At 45.6% G+C, this 13,965-nt stretch carries 18 protein-coding genes; 2 read left to right on the plus strand and 16 right to left on the minus strand.

Features of this window, described 5'->3' with window-relative positions:
- Positions 1–607: P22AR C-terminal domain-containing protein (locus FE392_RS01330; protein ID WP_319928434.1), on the plus strand; the 607-nt coding region annotated here is incomplete at its 5' end.
- Positions 608–627: 20 nt separating this feature from the next.
- On the opposite strand, the gene FE392_RS01335 is transcribed toward FE392_RS01330, so the two are convergent.
- The 16 genes from FE392_RS01335 to FE392_RS01410 all read right to left on the minus strand — a co-directional run bounded on the left by FE392_RS01335 (position 628) and on the right by FE392_RS01410 (position 12,486).
- Positions 628–1,314 carry a DUF6246 family protein gene (locus FE392_RS01335; protein WP_319928435.1) on the minus strand — a complete coding sequence of 229 codons (687 nt, stop codon included), beginning with the start codon at positions 1,312–1,314 and terminating at the stop codon, positions 628–630.
- 49 nt (positions 1,315–1,363) lie between these two features.
- Positions 1,364–2,116 carry an Ig-like domain-containing protein gene (locus FE392_RS01340; protein WP_319928436.1) on the minus strand — a complete coding sequence of 251 codons (753 nt, stop codon included), beginning with the start codon at positions 2,114–2,116 and terminating at the stop codon, positions 1,364–1,366.
- Positions 2,117–2,179: 63 nt separating this feature from the next.
- Positions 2,180–2,548, minus strand: a complete 369-nt coding sequence (locus FE392_RS01345; RefSeq protein WP_319928437.1) for a phage tail termination protein — start codon at positions 2,546–2,548, stop codon at positions 2,180–2,182.
- Complete coding sequence (locus FE392_RS01350) at positions 2,545–2,913, minus strand: HK97 gp10 family phage protein (RefSeq protein WP_319928438.1); 369 nt, start codon at positions 2,911–2,913, stop codon at positions 2,545–2,547. Before FE392_RS01350 ends, FE392_RS01345 begins: the two co-directional genes overlap by 4 nt.
- Position 2,914: 1 nt before the next feature.
- On the minus strand, positions 2,915–3,286 hold the full coding sequence (locus FE392_RS01355; protein ID WP_319928439.1) for a hypothetical protein: 372 nt from the start codon (positions 3,284–3,286) through the stop codon (positions 2,915–2,917).
- A 1-nt stretch (position 3,287) separates the two neighbouring features.
- Positions 3,288–3,665 (minus strand): DUF7370 family protein, encoded by a 378-nt coding sequence (locus FE392_RS01360; protein WP_319928440.1) that lies wholly within the window; start codon positions 3,663–3,665, stop codon positions 3,288–3,290.
- Positions 3,666–3,708: 43 nt separating this feature from the next.
- Positions 3,709–4,716 carry a phage coat protein gene (locus FE392_RS01365; RefSeq protein ID WP_319928441.1) on the minus strand — a complete coding sequence of 336 codons (1,008 nt, stop codon included), beginning with the start codon at positions 4,714–4,716 and terminating at the stop codon, positions 3,709–3,711.
- Positions 4,717–4,733: 17 nt separating this feature from the next.
- Complete coding sequence (locus FE392_RS01370) at positions 4,734–5,441, minus strand: hypothetical protein (RefSeq protein WP_319928442.1); 708 nt, start codon at positions 5,439–5,441, stop codon at positions 4,734–4,736.
- 73 nt (positions 5,442–5,514) lie between these two features.
- Positions 5,515–6,570, minus strand: coding sequence for a phage head morphogenesis protein (locus FE392_RS01375; protein WP_319928443.1), 1,056 nt, complete (start codon positions 6,568–6,570; stop codon positions 5,515–5,517).
- Positions 6,571–6,578: 8 nt separating this feature from the next.
- Positions 6,579–7,955 (minus strand): DUF4055 domain-containing protein, encoded by a 1,377-nt coding sequence (locus FE392_RS01380; RefSeq protein ID WP_319928444.1) that lies wholly within the window; start codon positions 7,953–7,955, stop codon positions 6,579–6,581.
- Position 7,956: 1 nt separating this feature from the next.
- Positions 7,957–9,528 (minus strand): terminase large subunit domain-containing protein, encoded by a 1,572-nt coding sequence (locus tag FE392_RS01385; protein ID WP_319928445.1) that lies wholly within the window; start codon positions 9,526–9,528, stop codon positions 7,957–7,959.
- Positions 9,525–10,085, minus strand: coding sequence for a terminase small subunit (locus FE392_RS01390; protein ID WP_319928446.1), 561 nt, complete (start codon positions 10,083–10,085; stop codon positions 9,525–9,527). The genes FE392_RS01385 and FE392_RS01390 overlap by 4 nt, the downstream gene beginning before the upstream one ends.
- Positions 10,086–10,161: 76 nt before the next feature.
- Positions 10,162–10,431, minus strand: a complete 270-nt coding sequence (locus FE392_RS01395; protein WP_319928447.1) for a hypothetical protein — start codon at positions 10,429–10,431, stop codon at positions 10,162–10,164.
- Between the two features lie 569 nt (positions 10,432–11,000).
- A complete protein-coding gene (locus FE392_RS01400) occupies positions 11,001–11,171 on the minus strand; it encodes a hypothetical protein (RefSeq protein WP_319928448.1) in 171 nt (56 codons plus the stop codon).
- Positions 11,168–11,566, minus strand: coding sequence for a hypothetical protein (locus FE392_RS01405; RefSeq protein ID WP_319928449.1), 399 nt, complete (start codon positions 11,564–11,566; stop codon positions 11,168–11,170). The genes FE392_RS01400 and FE392_RS01405 overlap by 4 nt, the downstream gene beginning before the upstream one ends.
- Before the next feature lie 68 nt (positions 11,567–11,634).
- A complete protein-coding gene (locus FE392_RS01410) occupies positions 11,635–12,486 on the minus strand; it encodes a KilA-N domain-containing protein (protein ID WP_319928450.1) in 852 nt (283 codons plus the stop codon).
- A gap of 334 nt (positions 12,487–12,820) precedes the next feature.
- Between FE392_RS01410 and FE392_RS01415 the strand changes: the two genes are divergently transcribed.
- Complete coding sequence (locus FE392_RS01415) at positions 12,821–13,897, plus strand: hypothetical protein (RefSeq protein ID WP_319928451.1); 1,077 nt, start codon at positions 12,821–12,823, stop codon at positions 13,895–13,897.
- Positions 13,898–13,965 lie beyond the last annotated feature (68 nt).

Below are 13,965 nucleotides of genomic sequence, written 5' to 3' on the forward strand. Positions count from 1 at the left end.
CCGCCACGCTAAAATGCTGGATACTGATAAAGCATGGGATGTATTCGAAAAACTGGAAGACTTTTACTTCAACCAGAAAGAAGCTGAGCCAGTAGCACTCAAAACCACAACCCAAGATCGCACCCCTCTTCGTGGTCTGGTCAATACCATCATGGGCAAATATGGACTCAATAGTAAGAGGCTATTCCAAATGGTGCATCATGAGTTCGGAGTCAACCATATCGACGAGCTGACTCATGAACAGCTTCCATCAGCTATAGAATATTTGGCAACCAAAGTGATTGAAGGTGAGTTCCTTGGCCGGGAAGAATTACCAGCATTAGAAGCAAAGCAGCAAATAACCGACGATGAATTACAGTCTCTCTGCTGGCTATGGCAACACTCAATCAACATGGCGAACTATATGTCTGATATAGAGCCGTTACTTCGTGTGGCTGGACACAGATTAGCGGGGGAGTATGCTGAATATCCACGTAATGCTATCAGAGTTGCCGATGGTGTACGACGAATCCTTGAGAAAGCAACAGAGCACATTCAAGTTAAACCTGTTCAGAGGGATAATTGGCGCATACTGCATAACTTAAGAGCGCCTAGTTATCAGCATTAACCCTAAGCCACGGATGGCTTCTATATTTTCATACTCACCAGCCTACGCTTACCCTGCATGAGTTCATCAGTACGCTTATCATCAGCATCAATGACTGCATCATACTCTTCACGGGTAAAGCCTTTTTCATCAGGGAACTTGGTTTTCAGCATCATCTGAAACTCGGTCATAGTTAACCGTTCAGCTTCCTCACGCGTCATATTAAAGTGGGCACGGGCGGCATTAATATACTCAATGGCTTTAAATTGGTTAGAGTAGGCTTCCGTTCCTTCGTGGCGCTGGAGCTTCCTGATTTGCACCTTGCCAATAACACCGTGTGTTATCAGCTCATTGGCAACCACGATGATGTCACTGATCGGCATTCTTCCCGGACGATATACAAGCCCCCTTCGCCCTACCCTCCACTCGCCAATCAGTTCATCTGTATCTTCTTCGCAGCACGCTTGTATCATCCTCATCGACGTTGACAATATGGTGCGGCCAAACGCAGGTTTACGCATTAACCTAATCAGCCAATCGGGAATAGTTCCATAAGCCAGCACGGCGCGGTTAATCAATGCTTGCGTCTCTGCTCCATTAAGCAAGGTGTACGCCTCTACGATTTGCTGTGGTGTGCCAAAGCGAGTCATTGCCGCTAATGAGGGGCAAAGCAAATAGTCTTTATCGCCAGAGATAACCATCTCCCCGATATCAAAAATGGGTGTCATAACGCCTCCTTAACATTATCAAGGGCACTCTTCAGTACCCTTTGTAATATTAAGCCGTGACCGTCACTGCGCATTTGGCTGTTTTACTACCATCTGAAGTTGTAACGATAATGTTTGCAGCGCCCTCTGCAACGCCTTTCACTGTCACCACGTTACCAATTTTGCTCACAGTCGCGACGCTGGTTTTATCCGATACCACTGTGTAGCTTTTATTGGTGGCATTAGCTGGGGTGACGCTAACGCTAAAAGAATCCGTCTTTCCAACTGAAACTGACAAAGAAGATGGATTAGCCCTAACCGACTGCACTGCTACCTCTTCGATCAGCCAATCAACGGTATCAGCATCACTCACCTTCAATTCACCAGAATATGTAGCAATCTCGTTAGCACCGAACTGGGATGACCACGATGTGAAGACCATATAGCCTTGCAATACAAAAGCCTCTTCACCCGTGAAATCCATCTGCACCCAATACGAAGGCTGGCGGCCTGCCTGTACTTCTTTCGGAATTTCCTTCAACAAACGCAACGGCCCGAAATCTTCATTCTTATCTCGTTTGCGATATTCACCGTCAAATGAGATGGTTAAGTCCATACTGGTTACAACACTTTCCACCAGCCCTTTTGAATCATCAGCCTCTGAAGTCAATGTGTTGGGAGATAAGTCAAAAGATTTGGTAGTCAGGGCACCAATACGTAGGAACTCGGATTGATCGGGTGCTGCGTCATTGCACCCTTTTGCAATGCGAATAACAGCATTACGACCAATGAGTTTACTGGTCTCTACCGGGCAATCAGCCATAAATAACCTCTTTTAATAGAAATAAAAAAGGCCGCGTTATGCGACCTAGTGAATTTTGTTTGTTTATGACAAACAGCGGAATGAGAGCCTGAATATCGTTCGGTTTTCTTCTGAAGTGACTGGAGGAGGTAAACCGCCCACATTGAATACTGAGTTTAACTTGCAGTCATCAGGGTTGTTGGCTACAAAATCCAATATTTCAACGGCTCTTTCCATTGTGGGAATAGGTTTGCCTTGCTCAGAGACTAAAACCACATCAATGTAATCATCTGCACTTAACTCACCAAGCCGACCGGAACCACTGACAGGTTGAATGATTAGATATTGCTGTGTTTTGGTATTGGCCTTTTCCTCCCACACCAACCTTTGAACGGTGAAGTCATCAGTTAGGTTCCCGCGCTTTAAATAATCGAGAAAGTCATCAATAATCACAATCTCATTTCCTCCGCTATTGCAGCGTCAATCATGGCTTTTGTTTCTTCAAAGCCCGCCTTGAGGAACTCTTTCTTTGCAGTTGGTCGTTTAAATTTCTGAGCAATTCTTGGGTCATGCACAAATACCGCATAGCTGGCACTGTAACCCACTCGCCCCGTGAACATAGTTCCGTTAACACTGACCTCGCGAAAATTTGAGTTGATGAGCGTTTTTGTATCGATTGGCGTATAAACAGCGGCCTGTCTGCCCCCAATATCTAATGCTCTATGCATCGCCCTGGTTACTTTGTTTGACTTGATATCACCAACAATTTTAGCCAGTGAAGCCTTCGCTTCTCTTATACCTCTAACTCTTGCTGCCATATCATGTCCTTATCTTGTAATCAGGTTCCTGCCTAAACATTTTCATATCATAGCCATCAACAGCGCGGATTTTTGAGCTTCCCCTTTTAATTTTTCGCGGGTCAGGCTCTGATCTTGTATCTTCTTGAGCGATATAATCACCAACTTCTGGGAGCCTTACTGGTTTGCCTTTATGGAATGACTCGGTATTGAAAACCAATCGAGAAATGAATTCACTTCCATTAGCATCAACAGCCTTTTCATTCGTTGCCAGCCAGTTACAATCAATCAGATAAGGCTCTCCAAAGATAATTTCATCGCCCCATTTCCCTCCGAAGCTGACAGGGTAAACAGTAGCCACACTCTTGTATGACCATCGTGACATTTTAGCCATATCACCCCCTGAACACATCAAACTGAACAATGCCCAGCGGCTTATTAATGGGCAGTGAGTCTGTGCAGCCGTTCGTATCTAATTTCGATAACAGGTTAGCAAGCTGCCTTCTTCCGCCATCGAAATATTGGAATGAGCGAGAAGCGCCGGATTGTCCGCGTTCTGAGGTTGTCTTTCTGACGTCAGCAGATGACATCATTAATACCACTGCATAGAGCTTGATTAACAACTCTGTTGACTCTGGATACCCGGCAGAGTCCAAGCAATCATCAATACTATCCGCAATATTTATAAACGAATTGATAATAAAATCAGGAGCCTCAAAACCCATTGAATCAAGCAACTCCTGAACCTGTTCGAGTGTAATGCCTACAGCCATGAGTCCGCCTGAATAATAAAGGGGCAAACGCCCCTATTTGTGATTAGCTATCCACCGCATTCTTCGTTTTGCTGCCAGAAACGGTCTTACCGCTTAACACGGCTGCAAACGGGACATTTTTGCGGTCAAACTTACGCTGCCAGTTAGTCGCTTTAGCGATATCCGTGATTGACGGCGTTTTGTTCGGATCTTCTTCGCCCAACCAACTAAATCCCGCAGGTTGCAGGATAAAGGTCTTGCGCTCCCACAACACCTCAGCGCCGCCACCGTTACCGCCTGATGCCTTGCGGTCTAATTCCACAGGCGTATGTGGGTTGCCACTGCCATATCCAAACGCCCCACCACCAAAGAACACAGTGAGGTAACGTCCGTCGTCGTATTTCAGGCTGTCATCCATGAATAGCGGTTTACCCAAATAGGTTTGCAGGATAATACGGCCTTCTGAATCACGGATGGTTTCAATCAGGTTTTTGGTTGCCATCTGTTTCATGACTACCGAATGGACACCAATAGCACTGAATGTGCTGGCAGCATCCCCGGCTGTAAATGCCGCGTCAATCAGATTGTTAGCTGAAATTTCATCCCCACCCTGAACCACCATATCGCTACCATTATTCGCAATGTTGCTGCCAATAATTCCACGCGCCGTACCAATCAAATAGCGTTGCCATTGGCGTGTCCAGTAAGTTCCGAAGCGGTTACGGATATGTGCCATGGGCTCGCTGTTAGCCAGTTCTGCGGCCAAGTCTGCAACGCCATACCCTTTGTTAAGATACAACACACGCGCCTTCAGGCTGGACTGGCTCGCTTTCCCCACGCTACCAATCTGATCAGGATCGTCAGACGTTGCATTGGGCGCTTCGTTTGCATCTAAATCGTTCCAGTAGTTGATGGTGGCTGTGCCTTGACTATCAGAGGCGATAGCATCCAGTTGAGGCAGGCGAGTAATAATGCCAGATTCAAACACGGCGGTTTTCTCTGGGCTGTTCAGCGGTGCAATCGCCTGATAATAATCACCGCGAAAAATATCGGATAAACGAGTTGTTGCCATGAATTAATACTCCTAATTTACTGAGTTTTTTGGAGGCGTTTGAATTCCTCGGGATCTTCATCAAATAAGCGGATGCGTTCAGCTTCCGTATAGTCGTGCCAAGTTTTACCGCCACCTCGGGTGACTGTAAGGCGTGATTGACCGTCTCCGACAGTGCCCGTCGCCTTGCTACCGATAACAACAGGTGCAAACAGCTTGTTGCTACGAAATTCTTTTTCTAAATCATCAATAGTGAGTGCTGACGGCTTGCCTTCCGCATCTATAACGCGCGTCTTCCCCTCTTCAACGATGAGGCGTGATTTAATATGTGGGAGGAGCAACGCTGCACTGTCACCTGCCAGTTTCGCCGCCAAAGACTGAGCCACGTTATCCACCAGCAAGGTACGCAAGCTGCCGTCTTTCTCACTGAGTTGGGCTAACAGCTCTTTTTCACGAGTCGATAATTTTTCGGCCCAGCTTTTTTCCAATGCTTCAATGTCGCCATTCTTGCGGGCTTGTTCTTCTGCGGCTTTCTTTGCAGCCTCTTCTGCCTGTCGGCGTTTTTCCTGCTCTGATTTCTTCTCAGAAAGCAGCTCATCCACTTTCTTCTGCAAACCGGAGACATCAGGAATGTCCGGCATCCCTTCGATTTGTAACTGATATTGGTCTCCCTGCGCTTTGTACATGGCTTTTTGTTCATCAGTTAGCGCCTCGAATTCTTCTTTCGTTAATAAAAACTTAAACATCGTTAACCTCGGGTTTTGATGATGCAGTCACCGACTGCGGGCAATAAAAAACCCGCTCAGTGGCGGGTCTGTGTTATCTCAATTCAATGTCTGCTCGCTTGAATGCCTCTGGCGCTAGCCTTTGCATATCCTTGAGCGTTATGGGTATAAAGTTCTTGTGTAGCTGCAATTGAGCGAATCGTTCTGATGAAAGCCCACCATCACGAAATAGCTTTCCTCTGGTCGGCCCCAGTACTAAATCTTGCCGCTTGGCTGGCTGGCGTGATAACCACTCATAATAGTTCTCCTCCCCCCACTCCGAACGACCTATTGGCTCTGTAACTATCAAATTAACATGCTTATCATTGAGTATCGGCAGCCTTTTACTTCGACACCTTGGATGCAGCGGGGGCATAGGCCCCTCCCCAACTGGATATCGATGTCCTGATAATGCCCTACAAATTGCTGAAGTCTTGTTATCAAGAATGACGCTAAGCTCTTCCTCTTTGATGAGATCGCTATTTTCTTTGTAAAATGCCTGAGACGCGCAAGTGTGGGCATGCTGAATTGATGTATCTGCTATCGTCCGGTAGTTGTAATTGATACGTGATATCGTAGAAGTCGTTGCATCAATTGCCGTTCCGTTGATAGTGGCTTGCAGAGCTTGAACATCATTCTGTGCCGCCATCGCTAAAACAGCCTGATTTTCGACTTGCTGCACAGAGCTGGTCACCCAAGATGATATAAATTTCTTGAGAAACAACGACCCTCTCCACGCCGTAAGAACCAATGGAATATTGATAATCGATTTTTCAATGACTTCCTTAGATGGTTTGCTAACTTTATTTGCCGCCACCTGAGACAGGCTGTCAGCTTCGAGTTGGGCGGATTCAATCCCTATATCAATAACCGACTGCAATAAATGTTCTGAGTAACGGGTAAGAACAGGTGTTAATTCTCGCTTTAGCTCAGCAATAACGGTATTGAGTTTTGTTCTTGATGAAATCTGTCCAGAGAAATTAGCCAATGCCTTGGCAACCGTCGCCCTAAGTTCCCTTTGCATTTTTTCATCATCAACAATGCCGGCTTTCAATCGTTCAAGGAATATTTGGATCATCATTGAGTTATCTAACATCAACTGTGATTGCATATTCACCCCTAAAACATCGAATTAGCGCGAGATGCTTCCAGTTCCTCAATGATGTCCTCTGGTTTTTCATCTTGCGGCACGATGTTGACACTTTGCTGATATTTAACAAAGTCAATCATACGCATCGCACCAGATTGAACCGATGCCAGTAATGCAGTAATAGCTGCTGAATCTAACCGAGCAATATCATAGAGTTTGTTGAGCTCAATAGCTGCCTCACCACTTCCGGCAAATTGAATGCAAAACTGGAACGCACGGTTAAATGCCTGCTCAACATTACCTGCGCACAATGAAAGTACTGAGTTATCTGTTTGAGCCTCGTCCTCCGCCTGTGTCGCTGTTCGTGCCGATGTGCCACGCTCCACCAGCTTAGCCCCCAGCATCGCCATTTGCTTTTCCCGGCGCTCAGCCACGGTGATTTGAATATTGCGCTCTTCGGGTTGGGCGAATTTCATGTCTGCATTTTGGGGGAGCAGCACCCCGTTTCGAGAACCCACCGTAAAGCCATCAGAAAAATATTTATCCGCCCATGCTTCGGTCAACCCCGTCAAGGCCACCATTGGCTGCCCCACTGTATGGGCTGATTCTGCAATATCCGCTTCAGCCTGATAGTGTTTGATATTTACATAAGCAATGTCCGCCAGCGGTGGCGCGTCTGGTGTGTGATCATTGTTCATTGAACCTATCCATGACCACGGCAATTCAGATAATGGCTGGCCTGTTGCATCTTTCAGCTCTACCCAGTCATGCGCAATCAAATTGCCGTCCTGATACCAGTGTCGTGAATATGCCTTGCCCTCAATGAGTCGCAGCTCAATCCAGTGGTCAATCAATTGCAAATCAAAATAATCCGTGTCCTTTGGCTCTTTGTAATGCACCACCACCAGCGATGTCTTCCCGTTGGTCACACGCCAATTAATAATTTCCTTGGCGGTAAATAATCGGATGTAGGGCCGTCCTTTTTCAGCCTCTGATTGAATGCCGGAACCAGAGAAATCACTCAAAAGTCCAGCACGCCCGCGTTGTAATACTTGGGATAACGCATCGCGTATCATCTGTGTTAATGGCTGGCCTTCACCATTAATATCCGTTTTCAGATACTCAATGCCCCCAGAGATATCAATTTTGACGGGTTTATTGAATGCAATGCCCAATAACCCAATCAGGGTACGCCCCGTCGCGTTGATAAATGACGCCCGGAGTAAATAACGCTCATAGCGCTTATTGCTTGCATCATCCTTCTCTTTCTTGTCTGCCGGATGGGGTAAATACCTTTCTTTCCGGCTCTTAATCACCCGTTCGCCATCAACACAATCACCGATCATGTTCCATTCTGGCAAAAACTCGGTGTAGGCCGGATGTCTGTAATCAACGTTTGTGCTCATGTTAGTTCCAGTTGAAATTGAGTGTTTTTGTGAAGCGCGGAGGCTTATGCAAGACACGATACCGCGTTGCATCCCAGTCGTGATCTTCCTGTTCAGTATCCACATCATCAGGATTTTTGCTGTCACGCACTAAAACAGGAATGCGACTAATCCAGCCCCGGCAATAGTCAAACACATAGAACGCGGGTTTTTCCGGTATGCCTGATTCTGTTTTCTTTCCTTCAATGACCGCTTCCAGCATATCTGCAAAGATTGATGCCCCATTGATACGAGAACCGGGCTTTTTGTTGGCCTCCAGCCACTTCACACCCTGTTTTTCCATCTTCTGTGCAATGGAGTCCTCGTTATCACCTGTATTGAAGATGGAGCTGTCAGCGGGGCCTGTGATCACTTTTTTGCAGATTCCGGGCATGATATTCAACTGACCTTGTGTCTTGCCGCCCTGTTTGATTTCGTCAGGCTCTGCGACATCTTCCCCGGTCAATCTGCTATCAATCCACTTCACGCCTTTTGCGACGTTGGTTGAGGATATATTCAGCCCTTTATTAAGTTCTTCTGGCGGGCAACCGTACCATTCACCAATCAAGATTAATGAACCAGCCGGAGGACAGAATTTACGCCCATCCGGTAATGTTGCCTCTGTACCGTCTGACTCAGCCCACCACAGATTGGCAAACGGTTTGGATTCCCCCCAGTCGTGAGAACGATCAACCGTCCAGCTATCCGGAATTTTGAATGGCTTAATAACGTGGTAATTAGCATTCCACAGATGGTCAAAGCGCCCGCCACTGGTAACATCCCATGAACCTTCAACCCATGCCTTTCTTCGGTTTGGGTCTTTAATGCTCATCAACGTTGCAATGTATTGCGGGTCTAGGTAGGGGTTTTCTTTAAATGATCCGTGGATGGCTACACGAGTCAGCGTAATATCTTCGTCTCGCTCTGTCTGAGGATTGAACACCTTCTGAGTCTCGCGGATAACGGTTCCACGTGGCGCAGGTTCGATAAATCGTTTCTTCACCCATGTGTGACCGATGCCAAACGGGTTTGTTGTGCTGAAAGTTTCCAATGGGATAGGCTTTAACAAAGAGCCATCCTCAAGTGGGTAATCCTCCGGCCTGAATGATGAACGGCGACAGGAAAACATGGCCTCGTAAAAGTCGGCTGATTTCTGTTTGGTTAATTCGTTAAAGCCGATAAAGGGGAATTCCTGCCCATGATAATCCCAATAATCCCCTTCCTCTTTGCCGAATCGAAATAATAACTCTTCCCCTGTCGGCCACACCCAGCGCAATTCAGAGGCAGACGCCAGAAAGCGAGCACCATCTTTAAACAGACGGTACATGCGCTTTGATTGGGTAATGATGTCAGCGAGGTTTTTATATTCCGTATCGAAAATGACACCGCGCCAGAATGAACCATAACCCACCCCGACATTACGCCGAAAGCGGGCGAGTTGTGCTGCTGTTTTACCGGGGCCTCGTGTGCCTTCATACAGAATTTCGTTACACGGGCAGCTTAATGATAACGACTGTGAGCCGGGTTGCGGTTTCCAAACTACGTTGTAATTCATCCACCTAATACCTCACTTTGCTGTTTCTTAGCCGCCTTTTCCCAATCATCTACATTGTCGCAGGCAGGAACCGGCATAATGTTATGTGTCGCCACCACATTTTGATCGACCTGCTCTTTAAATGCCTGAACAGCAATGTGCTTGCCAAGCAGCTCAAGGTTCTTCACTTTGTCAGGCCATTTAATTTTCTTGAGTAGCGCGGCGGTATCTTGAGACCCTATTTCCAACACTTCCATGCCGGATAATGTTGTTCGCCAAACTTTAGGCCAGTCTTTGACGGCTTTCAGTTCCCCGCCATCACTGAGAATATCGAGAACGTCCATCTGGTCAATTTCAACCAGCCGCTTTAATACATAGGTAGCATTGATTCCTACCTCTTCATTGCGTTCGGCTTTGAGTTCAGCAATACGTGATTGAATATCAGGTTTTGACAAGTTTTCGGACGCTGTGCGGTTTGCAGTCTTACCGCTGTACCCCGCACGAATTGCCGCTTGTGTGGCGTTCAAATCAACGAGGTACTCGCGACAAAACATTTCTTGTTTGTCGGTGAGTGCCATTTTCCTTTTCCCTATAAAGCAAAACGCCCGCTTTTAAGCAGGCATTATCATTAAAGCAATCTTTGTATTTCTCTATTTATAATGAATTTACCCTGACAAATTCAGATAACACATCAAATTTTGACGCGTATTCGTCAGCTCTTTCTTCAAGAAAACGTTCATTCAGCTTAGAAAATTCATTCACATAATTAACTATATATTCACGCAATGTTTCGGAATGCAGATCCCTTTTAGCCATCAATGCGCTATAAGCAGACTTTAAAAATCTCTCTTCATCAAGAGGATGTCCTGTATGCCACGTATCAACCTTCAGCCATGAGTCAAATTTTTTCAGTACTTCTTCCATACTAATTTTCCTTTATATTTTATGGGAAATTTAATATTAGACTTTTATGAAATTCATTCAATTTGAAAAGTAATAAGCCAAACTCTATCAAGCACCCGTTTGTGGATGCTTTGGAGGATTTTGTAAAATCACTACTTTTGTTTTGACTGCCGTTCCATACTTCGCAATGAACTCGCCTACCTTCTGGCGATCGGGCTCAGTATTGAATGTCATTGCGAACAATCTGAGAGTGTTAAAATAGGCTGGCACCCACCATTTAACGTAAGCGCTTATCTGGACGCTGATAGTTCCTGTTTTCATATTTCACCCATAAAAAAGACCGCATTAGCGGCCTTATTCTTTTTTGCCAAATATTGATTTAAGTACCCATAAAATCACTGATAGGCCGATGACTGTTCCCCAGTTAATAGGGATGGTCATATCGATATTTGCTGAATGGGAAAACCAATTCCAGACGTGGAGTAAGCACCATGATATAAAGAAACTAAATGAGAATGCGGCGATTACACAACCAGTAAGGATCGCCATTGATTGCCTAGTAGTTAAACCCGTACTTTTAAATTTCATGCTCAATTTGCCCTTTTAGCGGTCACGGCTTTATTCAGTATTCCAGTCAAAGCCGCTTCCACGATATCAACAGTGATCCGTCCATCATTGACCCGACCGGAATGCAGATAGTCACTGGCTTCTTTTATCTGTTTGAGTACAACAGTGAGTTCATATCGTTCTTGTTTGGTCATCTCAAACTTACTTCCTCATCTGTAGGCAATCGGTACAACCCGTTTTTCTCTCTGATGCCAATGTCCATTAGCATTATTCCGAACTCATGCAGGAAAGCATTCATATAACGCTTGCCGCGCTTGCTTAGTTCCGGTGCAACACCACCGACAAAGACGACATGCTCATACGGCTTTCTTTCATATGGCTCAAGTAACTTGCCGTAAAACAGTGTTCGACTGTTGGGACTGAGTTTTTCGCTTAGCCTGCCATCAAGCAGGCCAGCAATGAAATGTTGGTTAACTTGTATGTCACCAAACAAGTGGCGATAGACTAAACTTTGGTTAACCTTCATCAAGTGGTAACAGTAGGCTTCGGCAACACGCCAGCAAAAGAACTCATGAGTGGGCATAGTCATTACTTCATCTCCAATGCGGTTAACATTAACTATTTGATTTTGTTCCAAGGTGCTTTTTCACACCTTGCTTAATGCCTAACCGCTGAATAACTGAATTCCCGTTCTACAGGGAAAACCAACATACCTTGCTCGCCTGATTTGCCGAATGACTGCACACAGCGAGATTCGAAATCTTTGTAGTCCACACAGCCATTAGCCAGTATTGTTACGGCTTTCAATTGCTCTTCAACCAGCTTCTGCGCTTCTGGTTTGAGGTACTGGTGAATCTTGTCCCCGCTGCCTTTGGCGGCTTCTTTTGCTTCTGCGTAAACTGAGTCAGGCAGCACGACCTGATATACCCACTTAGAGGTGATGGCACCAAACAGTGACGGAGTACCACCGATATGACCGTTATAGGGCAGGCCAGACATTCGGCTTAGCGCCTGATAAAAAGGTTGCTGGAAGAGTTTTTCCCATGTGGCGGGTTTATCCAGAAGAAAGATTGCATTGATGCGATGGTCATCAAAAACAGGTTGAGTACCTCGAATCAAAACATCGATCTGCTCATCGCACCAGATTTCAAAGTCAACGGATAGCCAACGAGCAAATCGGACAGCTAATTTGGGATGAAGCCATGTCCCTCCCGTTGGACCACTCTTTACTTTCACAAGCCCGCTCTTTTTAGCAAACCTCAATATCTTGGCTCTAGCAGCCCCTGAGCTTATAGCTAACCTTTTGATTTCATTAATCTCTGGCACAGTGCCAGAAATGCCAAATACTCGAAAACTAAGGGCAGATATATACTCTAAAACATCAATCTGGCGTAGCCATGCTGTTGGCTCTTTGCCAAATTTCATTGCTATATCTGTAGCATTAATCCATCCCTCATCGTTAAAGCGAATAGGATGACCGTCATACTCAATTGGAATGATATTACTCACGATGCTTATCCTTAACTTAGGTAATGAACCTTTGCCGAAATAGGAAATCAGCCCGTCGAAGAGCATCAGCTATAGCTGACTCCTCAAAGGCTCATTACCTGAATAAAGGTTCGACGTTTAGATTAGCGCTTTCGGTGCGCGGTGAAATGCAGATACAAAAATGCCACCACGAATGTGATGGCATGGGTTATTGCTTTAACCACTCAAAGGAAATGGGTAAAGAAATATTGTGTTTAGTTTTAGTGGGTAACTAATAGTTAAGGTTTATTCGCTTGTTTTATGGTGGAGGTGGGGGTAGATGTTGTTGTAAATATGTTCGTTTTTGGAGGTGGTTATGGCTAACTTAAGAATACTCGCAAATTGGCACAAACTGATAAATGCCACCGATGATCGGAGTGGAGAACCTATATTACAACAACATATTGATACAAGAAGCAGATTACCGACCTTGTTCCTGAGAGCAATCAACGCAGACGCGTTAATGAAGCTATTCGGATACGGATACGGCTATTACCCAAGTATTTATGCCTTCGGTTTTACAAGCACTCGCAATATCCCGCAAAATCCCGGTGGTTATTTGAATGTACCTTCGATGCCTCTTGAATTTATTTTAAAGCAGAATAATCAAATTACCACGGAGATACCTATCACAATTGATTCTTACGCACAGTGCATATTACCCAACCTCGGCAGAGTGGCTGCAGGTCGTGACAGTGACAACCCATTACCAGCGCTTTTAGCCGATCAAAACATCCAAAGGGAATTGATAGATCATTGGCAGAATACCCAAGGATATAGTGATCCAATACGTAGATTGAATGCAAGCCAAATAGCCCAACAACTAACATTACAACAGCAACAGCAGCAACAACAACAGCGACAACAGCGGCGACAACAGCAACTACAGCAGCAACAACAACAGCGACAACCATGGCGTTTAGTAATGCAACAAGATTATCAACGACAATTTGAACAAAGGCTGGGAGTCCCGTCTCAGTCACCTAACTTGCCGGTATCACAATTTGGCGGAATGAACTATCCGACAACAACCTCACAACAAGGGCCACATTATCCCTCTGCGGCGGCACAACCAAATACTTTTGGTCAACCACCAGGATATAATCAACCTGGCCCATCCAACATACCGCAAGCTCCGGGTGGCGGGGCAATGAGAGCTCAAAGGCAGTCGCAACATCTTAATACTAGGCAAAACCCTTATAACCAGCCTCCAGGTGCCCCACGACGACCATCTCCGCCTCAAACTCCAATGCCGTCGGGATACATGGCTTCACCTATTGGAAATCCTGTTCATCAACATCTACAACCTCAAAATCCACAAGATGATTGGAATCAAGATTATGAAGATATATTGGACATCATTCGTAGTGACGGACGGTATTCATCTCGTTAATAGAATTAACTTTCTTGCAGCCCCGAGCTAAGGTCTTTGATGCTAGTCCTTATACCCACCACCCCAGA

Source organism: Xenorhabdus santafensis, from assembly GCF_033949405.1.
In the GTDB taxonomy this organism is placed as follows: domain Bacteria; phylum Pseudomonadota; class Gammaproteobacteria; order Enterobacterales; family Enterobacteriaceae; genus Xenorhabdus; species Xenorhabdus santafensis.